We start from the raw sequence: 23936 nt of genomic DNA, 5'->3' as shown, positions 1-23936 counted from the left end.
GGTATACGAACACAGAGTAGGAGTTGACCATTTATGAGTGAGCAAATCAATGAGCAGGAGCTTGTGCAATACATAGTAGGCAAGACGAAGGCAGATGCAAAGAGTATTGAGATCGTCTTGAATCATGAACAAGCCTTTATTAACAGCGCGAAAGCAGATTCCAAAGGGGAGATCGATATCGACCTCGATGATCTTGTGGATTATGTATTGAGCAAGACGAACGTGAAGCTGGATGAGATGACAGTGGAAGCGATCTTGGATGCTGAAATGGCTTATTTAATCGATAAAGGCGAAGCAGGCTACTTGGATTAATCCAAGGCAGATGAGGAGATTCACATTCCGGTTATTACGGGGTGTGGGTCTTTTTTTGTGTGCAAGTTGGTATAGACAGTCGGTACAAGCCACGGTACCATGAAAGGAGAATGATCTAGCGGAGGGGATTTAGAGAATGACAACTTATAAAATGATCGTGCTTGACCTGGATGATACGCTGCTGCGTGACGACTACTCCATTTCGCCACGTACGAAAGAAGCGCTGATGCGTGCGCAAGAAGCAGGAGTGAAGGTCGTGCTTGCATCTGGAAGACCGACGTATGCGATGCTGCCGATTGCAAAAGAATTGGAGCTTGCGAAGTATGGCAGCTTTATTCTGTCTTTTAACGGGGCAAAGATTACGAACTGTCAGACCGACGAGGTGCTGTTTAGCAGTACACTCTCGGTAGAGACAATCCATGAGATGTACGCGATTAGCCAACGTGAGGGTATCGAGATTCTTTCTTATGTGGGGGACGATATCATCACCGAAGCACGCCATAATAAATATATCCATATTGAATCGGAATTGACGGGTATGCGTATCGTTGAGGTGGAGAGCTTTACTTCCTACGTGCAGCAGCCGGTTGTTAAAGGATTGATGGTTGCAGACCCTGATTATCTCGCAGTTGTAGAGAAGAAGCTGCAGAAGGAGCTTGCAGGCCGCTTGAATGTCATGCGCTCAAAGCCGTTCTACTTGGAAGTGACAGAGGTAGGCGTAGATAAAGGAGCAAGCTTAGATCATTTGATCAAGCAGCTTGGCATCACGAAGGATGAAGTGATCGCGATTGGAGACAGCTATAATGACCTGTCGATGATCCATTTTGCAGGACTTGGTGTTGCAATGGGCAATGCACCCGATGACATCAAAGCTGTCGCCCAGTATGTGACGGATACGAATATGAACGATGGTGTAGCGAAGGTCGTGGAGAAGTATATTTTTGACGAGGTAGTTGTAGGGTAAGTTTATTAATGAGGAGACGATTTGGTGCCTGATTAGGGTGCTGGGTCGTCTCTTTTTTTGTGAACACGCATGGGTCTGACTTTCTGACATTTGTCATGTGAAACAAATGACATTGGCGACTAACGGGCATAAGCGCACATGACCTACAATAAGAACATAGCAAGCGAAACACACAAAAGCACAAAGGATGATAAGCCATGACATCTATAATCGAAGCGAAAAACGTCACGAAACAATTCGGCAGCTACCGCGCTGTTGATCAAATAAACTTGAAGTTCGAAGCAGGAAAAATAAGCGCACTGCTTGGTCCTAACGGAGCGGGTAAAACAACCACAATCTCGATGATTCTCGGCTTAATCAAGCCAACATCCGGTGAAATTAACGTACTTGGCAAGCCGGCAGGAACAAGTGAATTACGGCAGCAGGTAGGCGCACTCATGCAGGATGTGAAAGCAGCTGACGGCTTAACGGTGGTGGAAGTACTCAAATTGTTCCGAAGCTACTATAAGAATCCAATGTCTTTGGAACAACTGTTAGACATCTCAGGACTTCATAAAGAAGCCAAACGCCGTGCATCTACATTATCGGGTGGGCAGCGCCGCAGGCTAGCATTTGCACAAAGCTTGGTTGGAAATCCTGAATTGATCTTACTTGATGAACCAACAGTAGGTATGGATGTGGAGGCAAGAACTCGCTTCTGGGATACGATTCGGGCACTAGCAGCAAATGGAAGATCCATCTTGCTAACCACACATGACTTGCAGGAGGCGGACGCAGTTGCGGATCACATCAGCATTATCGCGGGCGGACGAATCGTTGCAGAAGGGACGCCGCAAGAGTTGAAAGAACAAAGCGCACTTCGCACCGTATCATTCCGAGCCGTACATACACCGAATGAAGAGGAATTATATAAGCTTTCTGGCGTTAAAAAAGTGGAGTATATCCAATCTCGCATCTGCTTGCATGTGAGTCAAACCGATGAATTACTAGCTGTATTATTGCAGAAAAATTGGGGTGTATCTGATATCGAAGTCCACGCCGCTAAGTTTGAAGACGCATTTCGCACGCTAACAAAATAAATGAACTGAGAATAGATTCGTTAAAGAACACACGAGGAGGAACACACGATGAACAAGAACATGTTAATTAGCCAAACGAAAGCCGAAAGCTTACGCATTATACGCAGCCCTTTTTTCCTACTCTTCTCGATCTTAATGCCACTCGCATTCTATTTCTTATTTGCAAGCTTAAGTGGCGCGAATAAAACGATTGAATCCACAACGTATGCCCAATATTCCTTAATGTCCATGACGGCATTCAGCTTAATCAGTACAGCAATGAGCCAATTTGGAATCCGCATCTCATACGAGCGCCGGGATGGTTGGGTGCGACTGCTAAAGTTAACTCCGCTTACACCGTCCGTATGGATTGGCAGTAAAATGATTGCTCACATGGGCGTACATCTCCTTACGATTCTTGTGATCTTCTCTGCTGGACATGTGGCTTATGATATGGATATGACCATTTTACAGTGGTTCGTATGTGGTTTATGGTTATGGCTTGGCAGCTTGCCGTTCTTAGCCATTGGTGCTTTACTAGGAACAATGAAAAATGCGGATGCGGTCGTAGCGATTGCGAACGTTGTGCAGATGGCACTTGCTATCTTGGGTGGACTATGGATGCCACTTCAAGGATTGCCAAGCTGGATGGGGCAGATTGGAGTATGGTTACCTTCGTATCGGTACGCACACGGAGCATGGAATATGTTAAGCGGAAGTGCTCCCGCATTGCTAGATTGGGTAATTCTTATCGGCTGTGGCATCGTGTTTATGCTATTATCAGGATATATCTTAAATCGACGGGAAGCGGTATAAATGACATCCATCCGAGAAAAATTGTTCCCCGCTAGTGAAGGTATCGTACCACTTGTCTCACTTGCCAATCTATTGATTCCACTATTAGTCTTAGTTCTTTACGAGCCCCCCCTGAGAATTGGGATTGGGCTTTCTTTGCTGCTTCTATTTGTCATAGCATATCGTGAGCAGTTCTGGCGTACAGCCCATGCGCAGCTATTCATCATCATTCAATTGATCGTGATTCTAATTTTCATGATCTTCTACCATCCTGTTTATGCTTATATTGGATTTCTCCTTGCCATGTCGCTGAGTAAACAAAGTCTGCGGTTTATGAGAATCGTTGCCGTTGTTTTTACCATGGCGGTCGTCATTCTCACTATTCCTCTTTATGTCAAAACAGGGATAGTGATTCTGTTCGTCATGCTTCCACCGCTGTTTGGCGTATGCTGCACACCATTTATCCTCTATAATCAGACCAACTACAAGCAGATGGCCGAACGGCTTAAGGCAGCGACCGAACAATTGGAGCGAATGGCGCAACAGGAAGAGCGTCAGCGGATTGCTAGAGAGCTGCATGATACACTTGGACATACGTTATCGTTAATCTCCCTCAAGGGAGAATTAATGGGGAAGCTTGTCGTGCGCGCACCAGAGAAGGCGCAGCAGGAAGCAAAGGAAATTAGTGAGACAGCACGGGCGGCGCTCAAGCAAATGCGCGAGCTGGTAACTACGATGCGTGTGGTTGGGTTACATGAAGAGTACACGCATGCCAAGGCATTGTGCGCAGCAGCGGGAATTGCGTTTACAATTACGGATCCGTGCTATATGGATGCCAAACCTGAACGCTTACCTTTATCCCCCTTACAGGAGACAATTCTCGCCATGAGCTTCCGCGAGACATTAACGAACATCGTCCGCCATAGCCGTGCGTCAGCATGCAGCGCTGATCTTGAAATTGAAGAAGGTTTGGTGCGGTTGGTCGTTACCGATGATGGAATTGGAATTGATCAAGAACGAATGAAACAGGCAAGTGGGAGCGGGATTGCAGGATTGAAACAGCGACTTGCACTTGTAGATGGTTTTTTGACGGTAGAGTCAGAACCGGGTCAAGGCACTCAGATCGCGCTGCACATCCCACGAACAATACGTAATGAAAGGGTAGGTGCAGCAGGATGATTCGTGTCCTATTAGGTGAAGATCAACGGCTATTAAGGGAAGCGTTAGCGACCCTTTTATCATTGGAAGACGATATTGAAGTGGTTGGACAAGCAGAGAATGGGGAACTTGCGCTAGCACTTATTCAGAAGGAGCAGCCAGATATTGCTGTTCTCGATATTGAAATGCCACTAAAAACAGGTCTAGACGTAGCTGAAGCTGTGAATAAGCTTGGATTTCCCTGTAAGGTGCTGATGCTGACCACGTTTGCACGACCGGGATATTTTCAAAGGGCAGTGGCAAGTGGGATCGGCGGTTATCTGTTAAAAGAGAGCACCAGTGATCAGTTAGCCGATGCGATCAGGCAGGTGCATGCAGGTAAAAGAGTGATCAGCCCCGAGTTATCACTCGCGGTCTGGGATGATCCTTGTCCATTGTCTCCACGTGAGCGTGAAGTGCTGCGTTATGCCGCACAGGGGATGACGATGCAAGACATTGGTGCTGCACTGTTCTTATCGCACGGCACTGTACGTAACTATATGTCTGAGGCGATGAGCCGACTTGGCGCACATACCCGAATCGAAGCGATTACCATCGCACGCGATAAAGGCTGGTTAGAATAAGTGATGTCAAAAGCCCTGAGTATATGGCCGTTGGGTCAGCTCAGGGATTTTTGCTATTTTATACCCCGACTAAAGTCGAGAAGGAAACTAAACCTTGGATTGTTATAGCAGTTGTATTTTTTTGTTAATCTTAAGTAGCAAGAGGTTGAAATTAGGAGTGTAGATAAATATGGAGTGGATGAGCAATCTTTTTGAACATTATGGATATCTAGTCTTGATTCTAGGATTATTCGCCGAGTCGATAGCGCTGCCTTTCCCAGGGGAATTGGCAATGGCAATCTCAGGTCACATGACCACGGTAGCGAATATGAATATCATACTTATCATCGTCTATTCGTATGCTGGAGCTATTATAGGTACAGCCATTACGTATGTGATTGGTTATAAACTAGGAAAACCTTTTTTTGAGAAATATGGGAGGTTTGTTTTCCTTAATGAAGAACGAATCGTCAAGCTTACACAATGGTTCGATCGATATGGCAACAAACTGATCTTGGTCAGCTACTTTATCCCCGGTTTGCGGCACTTCACAGGCTATGTATCCGGCATACTAAGGGTTCGGGTGAGCACTTTTTTCTTCTATAACTCCATGGGTGGATTTGTATGGGTAATGACTTATGTGATGATCGGTAAAATTTTCGGCGCCCAAATCGAACAGCTGCTTCACATGGTTACGAAATATTCAATAGTAGCGATCGTTGTATTGGTGGCTGGCGTGGTCATCGGCATGTATTTTAAACAAAATAAGCAAAAGATTATCGCTTGGATTCGCACAAGGAAAGGACATAAAGCATAAATGAATATGTCTAAGATATGTCCAGAATCTGACCGAATGTATGATTTTATTCAATTTCATATTGTTTTATTCACCGGATTCGAACATACTTGTAGAAAAATGTAGAACATTCTTAATGTGGAAGAGGCTGAACAGATGAAACATGAGCAGCAAAGTGGATGGCGTACAGACATCGCACCTTTTGAAAGACCGCGTTTGAAACATAGTGTGTGGCAGATTATCAATACGATAATTCCTTTTTTCCTAATTTGGTACGCGGCCTATTTATGCCTATCGGTGTCGTATTGGATCACGCTCGTACTTGCTGTTATTGCAGGTGGATTCTTAGTTCGGACGTTTATTATTTTTCACGATTGCTGTCATAAATCTTTTTTTAAAAATAAAATTGCGAATGAAATTGTGGGGACGTTTACGGGAATCATGACCTGCGTTCCGTTTCGGCAGTGGAGACACAGTCACACGATTCATCATGCAACAAGTGGTAACTTGGACAAGCGAGGAGTAGGGGACATCTGGACACTCACAGTCAATGAGTATGTCTCAGCGCCACTTATGCGACGGATCGCTTATCGACTTTATCGGAATCCGCTTGTGATGTTCGGACTTGGACCGATCTATATTTTCCTCGTGAATTATCGTTTTAACCGCAAAAATGTGGGTGCAAAGGAGCGAATCAATACCTATATTACGAATTTAGGTATAGCTGGCGGAGCAGCCCTATTGTGCTGGCTCATTGGATGGCAGCATGCACTGATGATTCAAGGTCCCATCTTTCTTACCTCGGGGATTGCAGGGATTTGGCTCTTTTATGTGCAGCATCAATTTGAAGAGTCCTATTATGAGCATGATCCGAATTGGGATTATGTGAAAGCAGCGATGCAGGGCAGTTCGTTCTACAGCCTTCCGAGATTTTTACACTGGATGACGGGCAATATTGGGTTTCACCATATTCACCACTTAAGCCCGCGTGTGCCGAACTACTATTTATCATCCGCACATGCATCGAATCCTGTTCTGCGAGATGTGCCTACGATCACCCTGCGCACAAGCCTGCGCTCACTTCGTCACCGCGTATGGGATGAGGAGAGCAGGGACTTTATCGGTTTTGAGGATATTAAGCGTAGCCGCAAGAAGAAGGCCGAAGGGCAATAGGTAGGTAACAAAAGCAAGCCAATCACTGCTGCGTGCAGTGACGAGCTTGCTTTTTTAATGATATTATACGGTAGCCTTACGCAGCAGTGTATAGGATACTGCCATATAAATCGCAAGGAGTGGAATGAGCCACAAGGCAATATCGAAGACACTATTTTGAATTAGAAAATCGTAAATATTACCCCACAAGTGATTAGAACTGATTAATAAAACGCCGAGTGTGAGCACCAGTCCAAGACCGATGAAGAAGAAGAACATCCCGTTACGCCCAACTCGCTTGTAGATGATGGAGAAGACAAACCCTAAAAAGAATTGGTGTAACATGATGATGAAAAAGACAGCGAACAGTTGAATCAGCGGCAATTGGCTAATAAAGGGAAGGTTGAAAAAATGAAGGTTGACGCCCCAACCCTCCGTCCATCTGCCTTCAATAATCGCTAACAAGAATACCACGAGTGAAAAACCCAAGCAGACAAGAAAGCCCATTAAGCTTGTGCCCCAGAAATAATCTTTTCGACGTGCACTAAAGCCGATTGCCATTGGGAATGTTTGTGCCAAAACCATGACCCCAATGATAAGCACATACACGAAGATGGAAGCGATACCACCGGAAGAGAAGCCTTCTTCATTTTTCATGCTTACACCGACGAGTAAATTGATAGCGAAGCTCGAGAAGAGAATTATGAGTGGAAGGTAGAACCACCCCATCTTTTCTTGAACATGCATATTTACAATACGAAGCACTCGATTCATTAGATAGCTGCCTCCTTATGATCACGTTGACGATCGGTTAAATGAACGACTAGTTGCTGCAGAGAGACCGGTGCAAGCTCTAGCCCCAGAGCTTCCGCTTGTTTACGATCCACACCTTGTAGACCGCCCATCACGGTAGCCGTCATCAGTCCGCCGAGCGATTCTTTGTTGATGACGTTCATTCCTTTTACAAAAGATTGGACATTCACCGTAGAGCCAACGACTGTGAACGCTCGACCACGGATTGCATCGGCATCTTGATTCATCATCACCTGACCTTTATCAATGACGATGATATGCTCCAGAATTTTGCTGACTTCATCAATTAAATGGGTAGATAAAATAATCGTACGTGGATGCTCTGTATAATCTTCAATTAATCGATCATAGAAAATGGTGCGAGCTACAGCATCCAGTCCCAAATACGGCTCATCGAACATCGTAAGTGGTGCGCGGCTGGCGAGCCCGACGATAATACCGACGGAAGAGAGCATACCACGAGATAGTTTCTTCATTCTTCGTTTCAAAGGAAGTCTGAAATCTTCCACTAAGTCGCTAGCAAATGCCGCATCCCAATTGGGGAAAAAGGATTCTGCCACGTTCAGCACATCCATTACACGGAATGCATCGGGATAGCGCTGACTTTCCTTGATGAAGCAGATTTGATTTAAGATTTTTGCATTTTCGCAAGGATGTTCATCGAATACTCTGATTTCTCCGCTTGTGGCAAATAGTTGAGCAGTGATGAGCTGCATGATCGTGGTCTTCCCCGCACCGTTGCGCCCGAGAAAACCGTAAATTTTATTCGCTTCGAGTTCGAAGCTAACTTGATTTACCGCCGTAAAATTGCCATAAGATTTCGTTAATCGTTCAACTTTAACAATAGGATTCATTGTGAACTATTCCCCTCTCCGAATCATTTCGGTTAATTGTTCGGCTGTAATGCCTAGTTTTGCAGCTTCTTTCACCATGGTGACGACATATTGCTCGTAAAATTTCTCTTTGCGTTTCTCCATCAATACGGCATGTGCACCGGGTGCGACAAACATGCCTAGCCCCCTTTTTTTATACAAAATGCCTTGATCGACCAGCATGTTGACACCTTTTGCCGCAGTGGCAGGATTAATCTGGTAAAATGACGCGAATTGATTCTTGGAAGGAACCACCGACTCTTCGGGCAATCTGCCCTCGATGATGTCGTCTTCAATTTTGTCCGCAATTTGCATAAAGATTGGACGACTGTCATCTAATATAAAAGTCAATTGCCGCACCTCCTGTTTGGTTGATTACTTGTGTAACCAACTATATATGATTTTGAGTTCGAGTGTCAAGGAGTATTTTCCAAATTAATCTAAAATTAAAAAAAGACCGTCTCCACGGTTCGTTCGAACCTCTGGAGACAGTCTTGCGTACAATTATTTTTTTTGAAAATATAAAAATAATAAGACCACCGCAGCTAGACAAGCTAGAGTAAAGCACGCAATCTTAATCGGACTTCTTGGTACGTGCCCCGATACGTGTCCCGTTTCTCCATTCACCAAGTAGCGATAAACTTTGCCTTTATAGGAGTAAACGGCACTCCATAGTGGTAGTAAAATATGTTTGTAAGTCGAATCACTAAATGAAGTAGATATGTTTAAATTTTGAATCTCATCACCGCCTATTTTTCGACGGATATCACTGTTTAAGTCATTACTCATCTGATCTTGCGCACTGCTCCAGCCACTGCGTAGAGGAACCGAATAACGTTCTGCTATAAATCCGCTCAAGTACTCTGGTCTGTAAGGGATGAGCTGCTTGAGCTGAAAATCTTTAAACTTCTTCAATAAACCAGCTTCGTGCTGAGTAGAGGCAGGTATTAATACATCATCAAACCAACGATCATAATTACCACTTGTATGATGCCAAACCGTATATCGAACCTGTTCGGTGTAAGTCTCGGTCTTACCGTCAACCGTACGTGTACGCGTCTCAGTCCGATAATGATAGACACCGACTTCTGCAGAATATGTAGAATAGGTACTGGAATCAAAGGTCCAGAATGGAACGTAAATGCCGGTTAACTTAGAGACGGTATGCTCTTTCTTAAAATAGTTCGGCATAAACCATTTTTTCTTCTTCCACTGGAGGAAAGAAGCGATTGCTTTTTCTTTGGAGATGTGAAAAGGAATAATGGATTCTGGACGTATACTGTCAGGTGTACCCTGTGGCAGTACCTTCGGAGAGTCACAGAATGGACAGGAAGTCGCTGTCTGATGAGGTGGAATCAGCACTTCCCCTCCGCAGTTCTCGCAATGAATCGTCTGCTGGGCTGTTCCCCAATCCCTTGATGCATCACGATCAATCGCGTCAAAGTCCAACTCGTGTTCGACGGGCGCTTGGTTCGTATTTTCAACAGGCACTTCAAGACCGCAATAGACGCACTTCATATGCTGAGTATCGGAGTCGAACACCATCTGTCCACCGCATCCCGAGCACGGGAATTGGTTGATTGCCTCTGGCATGCTCATTATTAGCCCCCTTTACACCTTCGTCCCGCAGCCGGAACAGAATTTCATACCGGGTTCGAGCTGTTGACCGCACTCTGAGCAAAATGATTTTTCCGCACGCACAGCGCCACATTCTGAACAAAATTTAGCCGTGGGCGACATCGGATGTTGGCAGGAGCCACAAGGAACCGTATGATCTGCTTGCGGTGGAACAGGTACTTGAGATGGAGTCTGCGATTGGACAGGATCTGGTCGCATCATCTGGCCAGCAATTTGTCCCATTGCCATACCAGCGCCTAGACCTACACCTGTGCCAGCTGCTCCTCCATCGGGGTTGTTAGCTGCTTCACGCAGTGCTTCAGCCGTTTGGAATTTCATATAGGCATCGAGGTTGCCTGCAATGTTCATCGACGAGCGTTTATCGATCATTTTCTCCACATCTTCTGGAAGTGAAATGTTCTCAATGAGGAAAATGGTCAGTTCAAGACCAATTGCGTTAAACTGCGATTGAAATTTCGTAATCCCTTGTTGGCTTAATTCGTCATAGTGCAGAGCAAAATCAATGATAGGAATACGTGACTCTGCTAAGAGATCGGAAACACCGGAGACAATAATCGATTTGAGCGTTCCGCTAATCTGCTCTGGACTAAAGTGCGATTTCGTACCGAATACTTCTTTCATGAACAAGGCAGGATCGTTGACCTTAAACGCGTACTTGCCGAACCCACGCAGACGGATGATACCAAACTCCTGGTCACGCATAATGACTGGATTCGTCGTGCCCCAACGTTGATCGGTAATATTAGCTGTGTTCACGAAGATAACATCGGCTTTGAATGGTGAATTAAACGCGTGCGCCCAAGATTTGAGTGCCGTCAGCACAGGCATGTTCTGCGTACTTAGCGTATACGTGCCAGGACCGAATACGTCCGCAATTTGACCCTCATTGAGGAAAATAGCCGCTTGAGATTCACGTACGATGAGCTTTGCGCCCATTTTGATTGCGTGGTCGTAGGCGGGGAACTGATAAATAATCGACTCCGTATTCTCCATCCACTCAATAACTTCAATAAATTGACCCTTAATAAATGAAAATAACCCCATTCGCCAACCTCCATAAATGTTAGAATATTGTATGAAAATACAATCAATTCCTATTATACGATGTTGATGTCTATTTTTGTATAAATTTGAGAGGTGATTATGATCAAATCATGCTGATTTGAAATAGAAAAAAGCAAGTACAGACGGCACTCGCTTTGTGTATAGACTATTTCATCTGACGTAGTGCGAGAATGAAGGATGCTAAAGAGGCGATGGATGCAAGGGTGCGCACGTGGTTCCAAGATGTCCAGACATTCAGGTAATGGGTCCAGAAGTTGGCGCCAGAAGCGCTCTTGGGATCAACAGTGGCAAGTGAACCATTGAGTGGCACATTGAATGCGACTGTGACGAGGAAGCCGATGAGATAGAACAGACTGCCAGCAAGTAGGTAGATCGCGCCAGAATCTCCCCACTTCATAAAAGAGATAATGGCCAACACGACACTGACTAAGGCTGTTCCCATAAACACAAGCATGAACAACGGATTAAGGATCGTTGAATTAATCGACTGCATCGCGTTAATGCCTTGTTCAGAAGGTATCTTAGAGAGTGCAGTCATGACACATGCGGAGAAAATGAAGAACAACCCTGCTACCAAGCCTGATCCAAGTGTCGAGAAATACGTTAGGATAAATAAAATACGGTCACTCATCGAGAACCTCCTAAGCTAACCCACAACAACTATATTTTGGGAAATTTCACTTAAGTATAACACCTGGAATCATCACTCACAATATGAACCCAGGTGTCACCTTAAGAAACGGAGCTTGAAGTATCAATGATGTTTACTTTTTTTGAACGTCGAAATGACAGCCACAAACAATAATGAAATAATACCGCTAAAAAATAATAGATAACTGAGTGGAATCAAGTAGAATGGTTCTATCAATGTACCGTCTGGAGCCACGCTTGAACCAATCATACTTGAGATAATTAGACAAACCACGCCTAAAAATATTGGTGTTGAAGCTAAAAGGTATTTTCTCTTCATCCTGCATTCTCCTTTATTTTTTATATTCTAAAATGTCGCCAGGTTGGCATTCTAACACTTCACAAATCAATTCTAACGTTGAAAATTTTATAGCCTTTGCTTTGCTATTTTTTAATATTGACACGTTCGCCATTGTGATTCCTATTTTTTCAGATAATTCCGTAACGCTCATTTTTCTCTTAGCCAGCATAACGTCAAGGTTTACTATGATACTCATCTACAACACCTCAAATCGTTAAATCGTTATCTTGCTTTATCTCACTAGCTTTTCTAACTAAATGAGAAAGCATAGAAGTAAATACAGAAATAACGACTGAAAAAAATAGAATCAGTAAAAGCACAATTAAAACATTAGCATGATAACTTCCGTCTGCGAAAAGATACAGTAATGCGATAATGTACAAAAGACCTTCGACCATTGATAAAATACTGATCATTTTCAACCTATCCGCATTCTTAATGGTAAAAGCGAGATCGGAACCAATATCCGAACATATCCGCCATCCTAAGACTAAAGCAATGAAAAATGGAACCCCTGTAACCCAAATGAATGTAATTAAGGGTTTATACAGCGTTTTGAAATTTTCTGAGCCCAGTAAAATTTCCCTTCCAGTTTCAGGACCAACATATATACAAAATAACAAACCAAACAATCCGCAAAAAACAATTATCAACTTTAACCATATTGATAATTCCTTTTGTTTCACAAACATAACCTCCCCTAAATAACTTAACCCTATCATAATTAAAAAATAGACATGAGTCAATAAAAATTTATCGTAAAACGATATATACTTATTGATTTACGTAGTGAATAAAAAGTTTTAGTCTATTCCCATCAAAAATACAAGGAGGCGAGTTTTGTGAAAAATACATTAAAAATATTAGTAATTGTTTTGTTCTTAATTCCTGTTTTCGGATGCAACAAAGGACTACCAGAAAGAAATTTATCCAAAACAATTTTGACTCCTAATGAAATTAAAGTTAAGTATGGTGATGGAAATGAACTAATTTTGGGGGACAAAGATGCAATTGAAAAAATTATTAATGAGATCAAAACTAACAATTATGAACTGATTGACGCCCCTCTTTCAGTTGGTCAAAATTTTACATTAAAGATTACAGGTGAATTGGATTACTTGAGTACAGGGTATTTAAAACTTAATAAAACTTACTTCAAAGCAATAGATGAAAAAAGTGTAAAGGATTTGGATACTTACATTGTCTCTTTAGGAAAAGTTAACATACAAGGCTTATTACCGGGAATAAAGTAGGGAAACCACTCTCATGGCTTCCCCCTATTAAAAAAAAAGTATGCTCTGTGAGCATACAAGTAAGTTCTGTATAGTATGGCGGTTAAAAATTTTCTAGTATTTAAATGTATCGAAATACTTAGAACTATTAAGCTTTAGCAGGCACTACGCCTTCATCGAGATAATCATTCGATACTTCTACCGCCGTCACACGGTTCGGATCGAACTCATTCTCCGACTTCGCAATAACAATTGTTGCTACACCGTTACCGATCAAGTTCGTAATTGCACGTGCTTCGGACATGAAGCGGTCAACACCAAGAAGGAGCGCCATACCTCCGATTGGAATGTTCGGGAATGCAGCGAGCGTTGCAGCTAGTGTAATAAAGCCTGAACCTGTTACCCCAGCAGCACCTTTGGATGTTAGCATCAATACACCAAGAAGCGTAACTTGCTGCCAAATCGTTAGATCCACACCGGATACTTGTGCGACGAATATAGCTGCCATCGACAGATAGATGGATGTACCATCCAGGTTGAAGGAGTATCCCGTCGGAACAACGAGACCAACAACGGATTTGGAAGCTCCATATTTCTCAAGCTTATCCATCATACGAGGCAATGCAGATTCGGAAGAAGAAGTACCTAGTACCAGCATAATCTCCTCTTTGATATAAGCGATGAACTTGAAGATATTGAATTTGTAAGCCTTTGCAATTAATCCAAGTACAACTACGATAAACAAGAACATTGTTAAATATACAGAACCCATTAGAGCGCCAAGGGAAGTTAATGATTTAAGCCCAAATTTACCGATTGTGAAAGACATACCGCCGAAGGCAGCAATTGGAGAAAGCTTCATCACCATGTTCACCACGCCGAAGAATGCTTTGGATAAACGATCAAACAAAAGAACGATTGGCTCTGCCTTTTTTCCCATTGCAGTCATCGATAGACCGAACAGGATTGCAAACAATAGAATTGGAAGAAGCTCGCCTTTTGCAAATGCAGCCACAATGTTATCAGGCACGATTCCCACTAGGAAATCCTTGAATGATCCACTTTCAGCTGCTTGCTTCGCATAAGTTGAAACGTCACCAGTTGCTTTTGAAATATCGATACCTACACCTGGCTTTACAATGTTTACAACCGTAAGACCAATTGCTAGTGCAGCTGTTGTTACAATCTCAAAATACAAAAGTGCTTTACCGCCGATGCGGCCAACTTTTTTCATGTCTCCCATACTTGCAATTCCGTGCACAACAGTGAAGAACACGATTGGAGCAATTACCATCTTGATTAGTTTAATAAAAACGTCACCAAGTACTTTCATTTCTACAGCACTTTTCGGAAAGAAATGACCAAAAAGAATACCCAATACGATCGCTAGCAAAACTTGAACCGTCATATTCTTTAAAATTCTCACGATGTACACCTCAGTTTCTCTTTTATGAAAACGCTTTATTTAATGAACTCAGTGTATAAGAGAAGAAAAAGGCATACAAGAATATGGTCATATTGTTCGTTTTGGTCTTACGGGCCAGGTATGTACTTCATCAGATCACGGCCAATTTTCGGTGCGAACTCTTCATAGATCGCCTTGGACTCATCTTTCCATTGCTTGTGTACTTCTTCGGAGAGATAGTCAATTTGGATCGAATTGTTTTTTTGTAAAAATATCAGATCCTCCTCATGCTTCACGGCTTCATGATTCGTCCATTCCGTCGTCTTACGCAGTGCTTCACTTAGAATCTCCTGGATATCCGGCGGGAGGCTGTCCCAAAAATTTTTGTTAAACACGACCGCATAACCCAAATAACCATGATTGCTGATCGTCATATAGCGCTGAACTTGATACAGCTTCTTGCTGACAATATTCGATATCGTGTTCTCTTGACCGCTTACATTGCCAACGGCTAAGTTATGATACGCCTCATTAAATGGAATAATCGAAGTCGAAGCTCCTAATGCTTGAAATTGACGTTCAATGACAGGACTTGGCTGAATGCGGAATTTCACATTATGAAAATCGTTTAAAGTACGCAGTGGTTTCGTACTACTGGTCAACTGCTTAAACCCATTGAACCAGAAGGCAACGCCTTTCAGTCCGAATGGCTTCAGTGTATCGAACAATTTTTCACCAAGCGCACCATTTAACGTCTGTTCCACTTCATCTTGATTTTCAAAAGCAAACGGTAAATCCATTGCAAGCCAAGCGGGATTAATTGCACTCATCGTTGAAAAAGAAGGTGCCATCATCTGAATATCTCCACGCCTAAGCGCTGCTACTTCTGTGTTTTCGGTATATAGCATCCCATTGGGATACACTTGAATTTCGACACGATCATGGGACATTTCTTTGACAAGCTTGGAAAAATAATCAGCAGCTAACCCCTTCGGTGTATTTTCCGCTACAACATGGCTGAATTTGATCGTTATCTGATCTTTCAGTCCTCTCTGTTCATCATCGTAAGGAAGCTGTTCTTTCAAGTTCGGTTGAAATCCGACCGTATAGGCGGTAAGAAGCCCCACCACGACAAATATTCCAATTCCTGTAATCGCTTTCAATGTCGAGCTCCTCCTGTTGCCAATTTAGACTTATTATTGCACAATGGTAGGGAAAGGTAAACGGATTGGAAGGAGGACAAGGGTTTGAACCGGCTTCGCATCTATTGGAAAATCATGCTTCTCGCGTTCGGCCTGGTATTGTTCTCTCTCTTAATCGGCGGCGTCGTAGTGATTGGAAGCGTATCTAGCTTAAAAGAAGATAGCTTGCGAGAGAAGCTGACTACAACAGCCCAGACTGTGGCTAATTTACCCAGCATTGCCGAGCATATTAACATGCCCGATGCAGCTGCCCACATCGCACCTGTTGCGAATAAAATCAAAATTCTCAATCATGTTGAATATATCGTTGTGCTCGATATGAATCGAACGCGGCTTTCTCACCCGTTATCTGAACGGATCGGAACTACTTTTCAAGAAGAAGACGCAGATGCTGCCTTTGCTGAGCATATGTATGTCACCAAGGTCCGAGGGGAGAAAGGTGTCGGACTGCGTGCTTTCGTACCGATTATGAACGAGAATCATGAACAAGTCGGGGTCGTCGTTGTCGGCGGGCTTATGCCTACATTTCTTGAACTTATCCCTGAGCAGAAGCGCGCAATTATCGTCACGATTCTATTATCTCTATCATTCGGGATGTTTGGCTCTGCGATGTTAGCTAGGCACATTAAACGCGAAATGTATAACCTAGAGCCGCACGAGATTGCATCTATGTACCGTGAGCATACAGCCGCTTTCCAAGCCATGCATGAGGGTGTTATTGCAATTGACCGCAACGAGCGAATTACGATTTTTAATGAAAGAGCCAAGCAGATTTTTGATGTTAAGCAAGATGTCATCGATCAATACATACTTGATATTATTCCGGGTTCCCGATTACCGGAGATACTGGAACTCAAAGTTCCGGTCCTGAATCATGAGCTGTTAATCGGCGGTACGTTAATTTGGAGTAATCGGATTCCAATCATTGATCACGGTGTGACGATGGGTGCCATTGCGATTTTTCAGGATCGAACGGATGTGACCCGAATGGCGGAAGAATTAACGGGGGTTAAGGAATACGTCAATGCGCTTCGCGCGCAAAATCACGAGCATATGAACAAGATGCATACCGTAGCAGGTCTGATTCAGCTTGGGAAGTATGATGAAGCACTGAGATATTTGTTTGAAGTATCTGACCAGCAAGAAGAGCTGACGAAGTTTATACAGGAGCATTTTGAAGATGACGGTGTGGCGGGTCTGCTGCTTGGCAAAGTCAGCCGTGGCAAGGAACTCGATATTGAAGTAACGATTGATTCCAAAAGCATCATGCGTCATTTCCCAGACAGCTTGGATCGCCATGATATCGTATTGCTGCTCGGTAATTTGATCGAAAATGCGTTCGATGCACTTGCCACGTCCAACGTGGAACAAAAAACAGTGTTTATTAGTGTCGAACATGATGACGAATGGTTCTCCATTCTAGTTGAAGATAACGGATGCGGGATATCAGAAGAAACGAAGGCTCGCATCTTAGAACAAGGATTCTCAACCAAACAAGGCGAGCATCGCGGCATGGGACTTTATTTGTTAAATGCCATTTTGATCAAAGGCAAAGGTGAGCTCAGATGTGATTCGACCGAAGGATTGGGTACGGCGATGGAGATTATTTTCCCAATGAGAGAAGAGGTGTAACATAGTGATGGCTAATAAGGATAACATACACGTGCTGCTCATCGAAGATGATCCGATGGTACAAGAAGTGAATCGAATGTTTATCGAACAAGTAGAAGGATTCAAAGTAGTTGGCAAAGCTGGCAATGGTGTTGATGGCTTGCGGTTGATTGAGGAGCTGCGGCCCGATATTGTTTTCCTCGATATATTCATGCCTTCCTTAGATGGGATCGGTACGCTGCAGCAAATTCGCGCAATATCCTTGCCTGTAGATGTGATCGTCGTAACAGCAGCAACCGATACGGAGACACTTCGCACGATGATAAGATATGGCGCAATTGACTATATCATTAAGCCTTTCAAGCTAGAGCGGGTCAAGCAAACACTAGAACGCTATCGATCTAGAGCACATCTGCTGGAGCAGGGTAAGCTGATAACTCAAGAAGCCGTCGATGAAATTCTGCTCAGCAGCGAAGGACTCAAAGAGATCGGCCATGAAGCTCCTGAGACTCCAAGTTCTCTTCATATGAACGCCGATCTGCCGAAGGGCCTTAATCCCAATACGTTGAAACAAGTGCTCAAAGTGATGAGCGGCCATGATGGAACGATGTCTGCGGAAGAAGTCGCGGAAAGCGTCGGTATTGCTCGGGTAACAGCTCGAAGATACCTCGAATATCTGGAGAAAATAAACGTTGTGTACCTGGAAGTCAACTACGGCGGCATTGGCCGTCCGGTCAACCGTTATGTACTGCGTCATGAACAAAAAGACCAAAACAAGCAAAAAGCTTGAAAAAATAGAAAAACACCGCTTCGTATGGTGAGAGTGAAGGCCCTCTCGATTGCATTCTAATCATACTGTTCAATACTTTTTTTCAACAGACTAAGGACTAGATCCCGTAATTCTACAGGGGCTATGACCTTCACCTCAGGTCCGCATTTGAGCAATTTACGTGATAGGAAAGGCAGTTCCTCAATTGGAACTTGCCCATTCCATTCATTATTTTGGATACCTTGAAAAAGAGGTTCAGACTGCGCGATTCTCACCCCCATATCCGTAAAATGCAATACAACTTCCATGCTTTCCCGTTCATCAGACATCGCGAACCATTCATGTAGAGTAGGGACGGAGGGGTCTGTTTGCTCCAAAACGTTCAGCTCTTTCATTCGATCTACACGATAAAGAATAATCCTTAGATTCCGCTTTGCTGGCATGTACCAGAATCCATTTTCAAAATAAATGCCAAATGGGTAAGCTTGCGTACGCTTGATGCCACTTGCGGATAGATAGGAGAACACAATTTCTTTTTTATCCATCGCTGCTTGTAGGATCTTGGTTGTAAAGGGCGCAGGTTCAGCAGGTTGATGCTGGATAAACGCAATATGCTGCTTCATTTGATCAATCGAATCTTGAACATCGGATGGTAACCCTGCATAGTACTGCTCTGCTAGATGGGAGCGAATAGATTCGTACGGAAAGTCTTGCACCTTCTCTAAATACTGGATCATCAAAAATAACCCAAAAGCTTCATTCTGATTCAGCTGCAGCGGCGGTAAAATTCGGTTAGGCAGTACGCGGTAACCCCCGTGCGGACCTACATCTGTATATAGCGGAAAGCCAATTTGCTGTAAATAATCGAGATCGCGCTGAATGGTGCGAATCGATACTTCAAACCGTTCTGCAAGCTCGCGTGCGGTAAACTTTTTGCGAGAGTCCATCATCTGCATAATGGCTAATCTTCGTTCATTCATATTCTCACCTAACTACGTCATATTTTGTCATAGTTATAGTGTAGCATAAGGATCAGAAGGGAGCGATGAAGATGAAAAATAATAAAGTTGTGTTATATGTTGCAATGAGTCTGGACGGTTATATCGCGAGGTTAGATGGAGCAATCGATTGGCTGCTTGAAGTGGAAGGTGACGGCGGGGACAACGGATACGGAGCCTTTTATCAGACAGTCGGAACTGTAGTCATGGGACGGAAAACCTATGAGGAAATACTTACACTTTCGGAGGAATTCCTCTATGTAGGTAAGCCATGCTACATTCTTTCCAGATCCGAGCAACCTCCAGCTCCACATGTCATGTTTACATCAGAATCTGTGGAGACGCTTATTCCTAAGCTAAAAGAAGAAGCCGATGGCGATGTTTGGATCGTTGGCGGTGGTCAAATTGTTCAAGCTTGCTTAGAAAAAGGGCTCATTGACGAAATCGAGATCGCCATCACCCCTAATATCTTGGGCGAGGGTATTCCACTCTTTCCCCAAGGAACGGTAGAGAGTAAATTCCATTTGGTCAAAACTGAGCAGGTCGGTCAGCTTGTGATTGTACACTATACAAAGTAATGCGTCCTCGAATTAGACATACAACTTATTGAGCAACAAAAAACCAGCCTGCCCCTTGAAGGGATAGGCTGGTTTGCATGAATATATTTTTAAGCTTAGCTGGCTTAATCTTATTGATAACCCCAGATCATCGTAAACAGTGTACCGAAGATCGTAACAAGACCTACGAACAAGGCGTAAATGATGTTGAGGTACAACGATTTCTTCTCTTTAGACTCATCAACGTGCATGAACACGAACAGCTGTAATGAAGCTTGAATGATCGCACATACAATCAGAATCCCCATACCTACAGCAGCCGGCATGTCGTAGAAAACAACGGCAAGAGCAACAATGGAAAGGATGAGAGAGAAGATATAACCCATCACATGACGAATCGGGAATAGTTGTTTCATCATCTTTACATCATTCCTTTCAGATAGACGAAGCTGAAGATAAAGATCCAGACAACGTCTAAGAAGTGCCAGTACAAGGAGAAGATAAAGGATTTATTCGCCGTATCCGGGTTAAATCCACGACGCTTCACTTGAATCAGAATACCAAGTCCCCAGAAGAGACCGAAGGTAACGTGCGCACCGTGGGTGCCAAGTAATACGAATAAGCTAGATAAGAATGCACTTGTCTGAAGCGTAGCACCATCATGAATGTAAGTGATGAACTCGCTGATCTCTACAGTCAGGAATCCAAGTCCAAGCAGCAGGGTGATGGAGAAGAACACCATCATCGGCTTTTTCAAACCAAGTCGCATACTGTGAATCGCGAGCCCACAAGTGAAACTACTTGTTAAGAGCAAGAATGTTTCCATGATGACGCCTTTAATTTCAAAAAGTTCAAAGCCAGTTGGGCCCGTACCTGTGCGATTCCAAAGCGTAAAATAGACAGCAAATAATGTGGAGAATAGTGCAATTTCAGCGCCTAGGAACAACCAGAATCCGAAGATTCGGTTGCTGTTTTCTTCGGTTGAATATTCAAGCGGCAAAGTGTCATCGATTTTCATGCTTGATCACCTCGCAATTTCTTTTCTGTCTTTGTGATTTCATCTACCGAAACATGATAACCATGATCACGCTCAAAGGAGCGGTAAGCCATTAGGATAAATAAGATGACGGCAGTAATAATGGCAGGTGTCCACCAGCTAAATACGAGGAAGAAGCCAAGGAAGAAGAACACCACACCTAGAACAAACGGCTGTCCGCTATTGTTAGGCATATGAATAGGTTCATATTTTTTACCTGCATAAAGGGACTTTTTGTTCTTTTTCGCAAACCAGAAGGAATCCAAGCCATCGACAACAGGTGTGATAGCAAAATTGTAATGCGGAATGGGGCTTGGTGTGCTCCACTCCAAGGTACGAGCATCCCATGGGTCGCCGTTCGTATCTCTTGGTGCGTAGCGGAAGCTCCAGTAAATGTTGTATACGAGAATCGCGAAACCAATTGCAAGACCAACTGCACCGATGGTTGCGATTAAGTTCAGTGGACCAAAGCCTGTGCTCTCTGAGTACGTGTACATCCGGCGTGTCATACCGTTAAGACCAAGGAAGAACAACGGCAAGAATGCCACATTGAAAGAGATAGCAATGAACCAGAAGGCAAGTTTACCTTGACGTTCATTTAATCTAAATCCGAATACTTTCGGGAACCAGTAGTACATACCCGCAATTACTCCAAACACAGTACCTGGAATAAGCACGTAGTGGAAGTGAGCAACTAGGAACATGGTATTGTGGTACTGGTAGTCAGCGCTTGCCATCGCAAGCATAACACCGGTTACCCCGCCGATTGTAAAGATCGGAATGAAAGCTAGGGTGTACAGCATCGGGGTGGTAAAGCTGATCTTTCCTTTTTGTAAGGTAAATAACCAGTTAAATATCTTAACCCCGGTTGGAATTGCAATGGCCATCGTTGTGATGGAGAAGAATCCGTTAACCATCGCGCCGTGACCCATTGTGTAGAAATGATGGGCCCATACAAGGAACGAAAGCAAGGAAATGGCAACCATACTGAAAACCATCGATTTGTAGCCGTAAAGATTTTTCTTCGAGAATGTCGAGACGATTTCACTATAAATACCGAATGCAGGCAGGACAACGATATAAACTTCAGGATGTCCCCATACCCAGAATAGGTTTGCCCACAGCATATCCATACCGCCATTGGCCATTGTGAAGAATTGTCCTCCAAAAATACGGTCGATCATCATCAGTGCAAGTGCCACAGTCAAGACTGGGAAAGCGAATAGGATAATGACGCAAGTAATAAGGGAAGACCATGTGAACATCGGCATGCGCATGAGCTTCATACCAGGTGCGCGCATTTTGAGGATGGTCACAATAAAGTTAATACCGGTCATGAGTGTACCCAGACCTGAAAGCTGTAACGCTAGGCTGTAATAGTTATTGCCGACAGTCGGGCTAAATTCTAGACTCGCTAGCGGGAAATATGCCGACCAACCAGCATCTGGTGAACCGCCGATAATAAATGAGACGTTAAATAGCATAGCCCCTGCAGCGAACAACCAGAAGCTGACTGCGTTCAGACGAGGGAAAGCGACGTCACGCGCACCGATTTGCAGTGGAATGACGACGTTCATGAGACCCAAAATAAATGGCATCGCCATGAACAAAATCATAATAACCCCGTGGGTTGTAAATATTTCGTTGTAGTGCTGTGCATCTAAAAATTTCATATCGGGTGCGGCAAGCTGTGTACGCATCATTAATGCATCGATGCCACCACGTAATAACATCACAAGCGCAGAAATAATATACATGACGCCAATACGCTTATGGTCAACGGTTGTGAGCCATTCTTTCCACAAATATCCCCATTTTCTAAAATAGGTAAGACCTACGACAATCGCGATGGCAGCAACGATCATACTGATCATAGCGCCAATGATCATTGGCTCGGTCGCTATAGTAAATCCACTCGGTTTCATTGAGGTGTAACTCCTTTCTAAGCGGTTCTTGTTCTATTGATGCGAGTGCTGATTCTCGGTTTTTGGTTCCGATTTAGGCTGAGTATCGTGGTTCATATTTTTCATATCTTTCATGTCTTCTCCACCATGGTTATGCCCAGCATGTTCGCCTTCTGGCGGTGGGCTGAAGCTAAGGTGTGTGGAGGAGAATGTTTTGCGTCCAACTTGCGTAGCTTCGAGTATTTGATTGAATTCGGATTCGGACAACGGAGGTGCTGTCTTTTTCACTTCATCTACCCATTTGCTGTAGTCCGCTGATGACATCGCTAGCACTTCAAAGTCCATGTTCGCAAAGCCTTTACCCGAGAAGTTGGCGTTTTTACCAAGGAATGATCCTTGATGTTCAGCAACCAAATTCAATTTATTGACCATGTCGCTCATCGCGTATTTTTGACCACCAAGCTGTGGAATCCAGAAACTGGAGATCGGTCCATACGAGTAGAGACGGAATTCAATAGGTCTGTTTGTAGGGATGTTCAGGTAGTTAACAGTCTCAATGCCTTCTTCTGGGTAGCTAAAATGCCATTTCCAGTTCGAAGTAGCCGCATAGATAACCATTGGCTTTTGATCTTGATAATCCTTTGGAACGGCTTCTACCTCATTGGTCGTACGAACTGTAATGACGGATAGAATAACGACAATAATGACAGGAATAGCAGTCCATGTCATCTCTAACCATTTGCTTCCCTCGACGTGCGGAGGTTCATAACCAGCTTTAGCTTTGGAAGCGCGGTACTTGATTAGCATATAAACAAACAATACGTAAACCACTAGGAGTACGCCAGCCATGATGTACATGGAGATAATAATGGTGTTGGATTGTGTCTTCGCGACGGGTCCTTTTGGATCAAGTACGGCTAGCGAGGATTCACAACCTGTTAGAAGGACAACAAGTGCGATAAGAAATAGAGATAGCGCTCCTCTTTTTTTCATCAAGAAACCCCTT

28 protein-coding genes are annotated in these 23936 nt (G+C 43.7%); 12 read left to right on the top strand and 16 right to left on the bottom strand.

Translation table 11 applies throughout. The features are described 5' to 3' along the window. Positions 1-33 precede the first annotated feature (33 nt). The 8 genes from ACSBOP_RS20575 to ACSBOP_RS20540 all read left to right on the top strand — a co-directional run bounded on the left by ACSBOP_RS20575 (position 34) and on the right by ACSBOP_RS20540 (position 6858). Complete coding sequence (locus ACSBOP_RS20575) at positions 34-312, top strand: hypothetical protein (protein WP_442602346.1); 279 nt, start codon at positions 34-36, stop codon at positions 310-312. A 136-nt stretch (positions 313-448) separates the two neighbouring features. After that, the gene (locus ACSBOP_RS20570) at positions 449-1276 is read left to right on the top strand and encodes a Cof-type HAD-IIB family hydrolase (RefSeq protein ID WP_442602345.1); all 828 of its coding nucleotides are present in this window, start codon (positions 449-451) and stop codon (positions 1274-1276) included. Between the two features lie 197 nt (positions 1277-1473). Beyond that, positions 1474-2355, top strand: a complete 882-nt coding sequence (locus ACSBOP_RS20565) for an ABC transporter ATP-binding protein (protein WP_442602344.1) — start codon at positions 1474-1476, stop codon at positions 2353-2355. Between the two features lie 48 nt (positions 2356-2403). Continuing rightward, a complete protein-coding gene (locus ACSBOP_RS20560) occupies positions 2404-3150 on the top strand; it encodes an ABC transporter permease (protein ID WP_442602343.1) in 747 nt (248 codons plus the stop codon). Then, entirely contained in the window at positions 3151-4308 is a 1158-nt protein-coding gene (locus ACSBOP_RS20555; protein ID WP_442602342.1) for a sensor histidine kinase, read from the top strand. After that, positions 4305-4910 carry a response regulator transcription factor gene (locus ACSBOP_RS20550; protein ID WP_442602341.1) on the top strand — a complete coding sequence of 202 codons (606 nt, stop codon included), beginning with the start codon at positions 4305-4307 and terminating at the stop codon, positions 4908-4910. Before ACSBOP_RS20555 ends, ACSBOP_RS20550 begins: the two co-directional genes overlap by 4 nt. Positions 4911-5079: 169 nt before the next feature. Further along, a complete protein-coding gene (locus ACSBOP_RS20545; protein ID WP_442602340.1) occupies positions 5080-5706 on the top strand; it encodes a DedA family protein in 627 nt (208 codons plus the stop codon). Between the two features lie 135 nt (positions 5707-5841). Then, positions 5842-6858 (top strand): fatty acid desaturase, encoded by a 1017-nt coding sequence (locus ACSBOP_RS20540; RefSeq protein WP_442602339.1) that lies wholly within the window; start codon positions 5842-5844, stop codon positions 6856-6858. A gap of 63 nt (positions 6859-6921) precedes the next feature. Here ACSBOP_RS20540 and ACSBOP_RS20535 read toward each other — a convergent pair whose 3' ends face one another. From ACSBOP_RS20535 to ACSBOP_RS20495, 9 genes are all read right to left on the bottom strand, one after another. Next, positions 6922-7611, bottom strand: a complete 690-nt coding sequence (locus ACSBOP_RS20535; RefSeq protein ID WP_442602338.1) for a hypothetical protein — start codon at positions 7609-7611, stop codon at positions 6922-6924. Then, positions 7611-8504 (bottom strand): ABC transporter ATP-binding protein, encoded by an 894-nt coding sequence (locus ACSBOP_RS20530; RefSeq protein ID WP_442602337.1) that lies wholly within the window; start codon positions 8502-8504, stop codon positions 7611-7613. The genes ACSBOP_RS20535 and ACSBOP_RS20530 overlap by 1 nt, the downstream gene beginning before the upstream one ends. Before the next feature lie 6 nt (positions 8505-8510). Then, positions 8511-8873, bottom strand: coding sequence for a GntR family transcriptional regulator (locus tag ACSBOP_RS20525; protein WP_442602336.1), 363 nt, complete (start codon positions 8871-8873; stop codon positions 8511-8513). A gap of 153 nt (positions 8874-9026) precedes the next feature. Further along, positions 9027-10121, bottom strand: coding sequence for a hypothetical protein (locus tag ACSBOP_RS20520; protein ID WP_442602335.1), 1095 nt, complete (start codon positions 10119-10121; stop codon positions 9027-9029). Between the two features lie 12 nt (positions 10122-10133). Then, a complete protein-coding gene (locus tag ACSBOP_RS20515; RefSeq protein WP_442602334.1) occupies positions 10134-11204 on the bottom strand; it encodes an SPFH domain-containing protein in 1071 nt (356 codons plus the stop codon). A 166-nt stretch (positions 11205-11370) separates the two neighbouring features. Next, complete coding sequence (locus tag ACSBOP_RS20510; protein WP_442602333.1) at positions 11371-11856, bottom strand: anthrone oxygenase family protein; 486 nt, start codon at positions 11854-11856, stop codon at positions 11371-11373. A 123-nt stretch (positions 11857-11979) separates the two neighbouring features. Beyond that, positions 11980-12195, bottom strand: a complete 216-nt coding sequence (locus tag ACSBOP_RS20505; RefSeq protein WP_442602332.1) for a DUF3955 domain-containing protein — start codon at positions 12193-12195, stop codon at positions 11980-11982. Positions 12196-12208: 13 nt separating this feature from the next. Further along, a complete protein-coding gene (locus ACSBOP_RS20500) occupies positions 12209-12412 on the bottom strand; it encodes a helix-turn-helix domain-containing protein (protein WP_442602331.1) in 204 nt (67 codons plus the stop codon). Between the two features lie 10 nt (positions 12413-12422). Continuing rightward, entirely contained in the window at positions 12423-12902 is a 480-nt protein-coding gene (locus ACSBOP_RS20495; RefSeq protein WP_442602330.1) for a DUF2975 domain-containing protein, read from the bottom strand. Between the two features lie 156 nt (positions 12903-13058). Between ACSBOP_RS20495 and ACSBOP_RS20490 the strand changes: the two genes are divergently transcribed. Further along, positions 13059-13469: a hypothetical protein gene (locus tag ACSBOP_RS20490; RefSeq protein ID WP_442602329.1), complete on the top strand. Its 411-nt coding sequence runs from the start codon at positions 13059-13061 to the stop codon at positions 13467-13469. 127 nt (positions 13470-13596) lie between these two features. Here ACSBOP_RS20490 and ACSBOP_RS20485 read toward each other — a convergent pair whose 3' ends face one another. Next, on the bottom strand, positions 13597-14874 hold the full coding sequence (locus ACSBOP_RS20485; protein WP_442602328.1) for a dicarboxylate/amino acid:cation symporter: 1278 nt from the start codon (positions 14872-14874) through the stop codon (positions 13597-13599). Positions 14875-14981: 107 nt separating this feature from the next. Further along, a complete protein-coding gene (locus ACSBOP_RS20480; protein WP_442602327.1) occupies positions 14982-16016 on the bottom strand; it encodes a DctP family TRAP transporter solute-binding subunit in 1035 nt (344 codons plus the stop codon). A gap of 84 nt (positions 16017-16100) precedes the next feature. On the opposite strand from ACSBOP_RS20480, the gene ACSBOP_RS20475 reads away from it, so the two are divergent. Then, on the top strand, positions 16101-17687 hold the full coding sequence (locus ACSBOP_RS20475; protein ID WP_442602326.1) for an ATP-binding protein: 1587 nt from the start codon (positions 16101-16103) through the stop codon (positions 17685-17687). A 7-nt stretch (positions 17688-17694) separates the two neighbouring features. Continuing rightward, complete coding sequence (locus ACSBOP_RS20470; protein WP_442602325.1) at positions 17695-18456, top strand: response regulator; 762 nt, start codon at positions 17695-17697, stop codon at positions 18454-18456. 56 nt (positions 18457-18512) lie between these two features. On the opposite strand, the gene ACSBOP_RS20465 is transcribed toward ACSBOP_RS20470, so the two are convergent. Next, positions 18513-19415 carry a helix-turn-helix transcriptional regulator gene (locus ACSBOP_RS20465; protein ID WP_442602324.1) on the bottom strand — a complete coding sequence of 301 codons (903 nt, stop codon included), beginning with the start codon at positions 19413-19415 and terminating at the stop codon, positions 18513-18515. A 65-nt stretch (positions 19416-19480) separates the two neighbouring features. Here ACSBOP_RS20465 and ACSBOP_RS20460 point away from each other — a divergent pair, with 65 nt between their 5' ends. After that, positions 19481-20011 carry a dihydrofolate reductase family protein gene (locus ACSBOP_RS20460; RefSeq protein WP_442602323.1) on the top strand — a complete coding sequence of 177 codons (531 nt, stop codon included), beginning with the start codon at positions 19481-19483 and terminating at the stop codon, positions 20009-20011. A gap of 110 nt (positions 20012-20121) precedes the next feature. On the opposite strand, the gene qoxD is transcribed toward ACSBOP_RS20460, so the two are convergent. From qoxD to qoxA, 4 genes are read right to left on the bottom strand one after another with little or no spacing between them, the layout of a single operon-like run. Beyond that, positions 20122-20406, bottom strand: a complete 285-nt coding sequence (qoxD, locus tag ACSBOP_RS20455) for a cytochrome aa3 quinol oxidase subunit IV (RefSeq protein WP_442604546.1) — start codon at positions 20404-20406, stop codon at positions 20122-20124. 5 nt (positions 20407-20411) lie between these two features. Further along, positions 20412-21008, bottom strand: coding sequence for a cytochrome aa3 quinol oxidase subunit III (gene qoxC / locus ACSBOP_RS20450; protein ID WP_442602322.1), 597 nt, complete (start codon positions 21006-21008; stop codon positions 20412-20414). Then, the gene (gene qoxB, locus ACSBOP_RS20445) at positions 21005-22951 is read right to left on the bottom strand and encodes a cytochrome aa3 quinol oxidase subunit I (RefSeq protein WP_442602321.1); all 1947 of its coding nucleotides are present in this window, start codon (positions 22949-22951) and stop codon (positions 21005-21007) included. Before qoxB ends, qoxC begins: the two co-directional genes overlap by 4 nt. 33 nt (positions 22952-22984) lie before the next feature. Next, positions 22985-23923, bottom strand: a complete 939-nt coding sequence (gene qoxA, locus ACSBOP_RS20440) for a cytochrome aa3 quinol oxidase subunit II (RefSeq protein WP_442602320.1) — start codon at positions 23921-23923, stop codon at positions 22985-22987. Between the last annotated feature and the right edge of the window lie 13 nt (positions 23924-23936).

Origin of the sequence: Paenibacillus sp. KN14-4R (assembly GCF_052180255.1) — a bacterium.
Taxonomy (GTDB): Bacteria; Bacillota; Bacilli; order Paenibacillales; family NBRC-103111; genus Paenibacillus_AM.
The sequence above is the reverse complement of the archived record's forward strand: the minus strand, read 5'-3'. Positions and strand labels throughout refer to the sequence as shown.

What these genes read in the sequence shown, in the direction of transcription:
- ACSBOP_RS20575 (WP_442602346.1), top strand. Translation starts at nt 34, where the DNA reads ATGAGTGAGCAAATCAATGAGCAGGAGCTTGTGCAATACATAGTAGGC.
- ACSBOP_RS20570 (WP_442602345.1), top strand. Translation starts at nt 449, where the DNA reads ATGACAACTTATAAAATGATCGTGCTTGACCTGGATGATACGCTGCTG.
- ACSBOP_RS20565 (WP_442602344.1), top strand. Translation starts at nt 1,474, where the DNA reads ATGACATCTATAATCGAAGCGAAAAACGTCACGAAACAATTCGGCAGC.
- ACSBOP_RS20560 (WP_442602343.1), top strand. Translation starts at nt 2,404, where the DNA reads ATGAACAAGAACATGTTAATTAGCCAAACGAAAGCCGAAAGCTTACGC.
- ACSBOP_RS20555 (WP_442602342.1), top strand. Translation starts at nt 3,151, where the DNA reads ATGACATCCATCCGAGAAAAATTGTTCCCCGCTAGTGAAGGTATCGTA.
- ACSBOP_RS20550 (WP_442602341.1), top strand. Translation starts at nt 4,305, where the DNA reads ATGATTCGTGTCCTATTAGGTGAAGATCAACGGCTATTAAGGGAAGCG.
- ACSBOP_RS20545 (WP_442602340.1), top strand. Translation starts at nt 5,080, where the DNA reads ATGGAGTGGATGAGCAATCTTTTTGAACATTATGGATATCTAGTCTTG.
- ACSBOP_RS20540 (WP_442602339.1), top strand. Translation starts at nt 5,842, where the DNA reads ATGAAACATGAGCAGCAAAGTGGATGGCGTACAGACATCGCACCTTTT.
- ACSBOP_RS20535 (WP_442602338.1), bottom strand. Translation starts at nt 7,611, where the DNA reads ATGAATCGAGTGCTTCGTATTGTAAATATGCATGTTCAAGAAAAGATG.
- ACSBOP_RS20530 (WP_442602337.1), bottom strand. Translation starts at nt 8,504, where the DNA reads ATGAATCCTATTGTTAAAGTTGAACGATTAACGAAATCTTATGGCAAT.
- ACSBOP_RS20520 (WP_442602335.1), bottom strand. Translation starts at nt 10,121, where the DNA reads ATGAGCATGCCAGAGGCAATCAACCAATTCCCGTGCTCGGGATGCGGT.
- ACSBOP_RS20515 (WP_442602334.1), bottom strand. Translation starts at nt 11,204, where the DNA reads ATGGGGTTATTTTCATTTATTAAGGGTCAATTTATTGAAGTTATTGAG.
- ACSBOP_RS20510 (WP_442602333.1), bottom strand. Translation starts at nt 11,856, where the DNA reads ATGAGTGACCGTATTTTATTTATCCTAACGTATTTCTCGACACTTGGA.
- ACSBOP_RS20505 (WP_442602332.1), bottom strand. Translation starts at nt 12,195, where the DNA reads ATGAAGAGAAAATACCTTTTAGCTTCAACACCAATATTTTTAGGCGTG.
- ACSBOP_RS20500 (WP_442602331.1), bottom strand. Translation starts at nt 12,412, where the DNA reads ATGAGTATCATAGTAAACCTTGACGTTATGCTGGCTAAGAGAAAAATG.
- ACSBOP_RS20470 (WP_442602325.1), top strand. Translation starts at nt 17,695, where the DNA reads ATGGCTAATAAGGATAACATACACGTGCTGCTCATCGAAGATGATCCG.
- ACSBOP_RS20465 (WP_442602324.1), bottom strand. Translation starts at nt 19,415, where the DNA reads ATGAATGAACGAAGATTAGCCATTATGCAGATGATGGACTCTCGCAAA.
- ACSBOP_RS20460 (WP_442602323.1), top strand. Translation starts at nt 19,481, where the DNA reads ATGAAGATGAAAAATAATAAAGTTGTGTTATATGTTGCAATGAGTCTG.
- qoxD (WP_442604546.1), bottom strand. Translation starts at nt 20,406, where the DNA reads ATGAAACAACTATTCCCGATTCGTCATGTGATGGGTTATATCTTCTCT.
- qoxC (WP_442602322.1), bottom strand. Translation starts at nt 21,008, where the DNA reads ATGAAAATCGATGACACTTTGCCGCTTGAATATTCAACCGAAGAAAAC.
- qoxB (WP_442602321.1), bottom strand. Translation starts at nt 22,951, where the DNA reads ATGAAACCGAGTGGATTTACTATAGCGACCGAGCCAATGATCATTGGC.
- qoxA (WP_442602320.1), bottom strand. Translation starts at nt 23,923, where the DNA reads ATGAAAAAAAGAGGAGCGCTATCTCTATTTCTTATCGCACTTGTTGTC.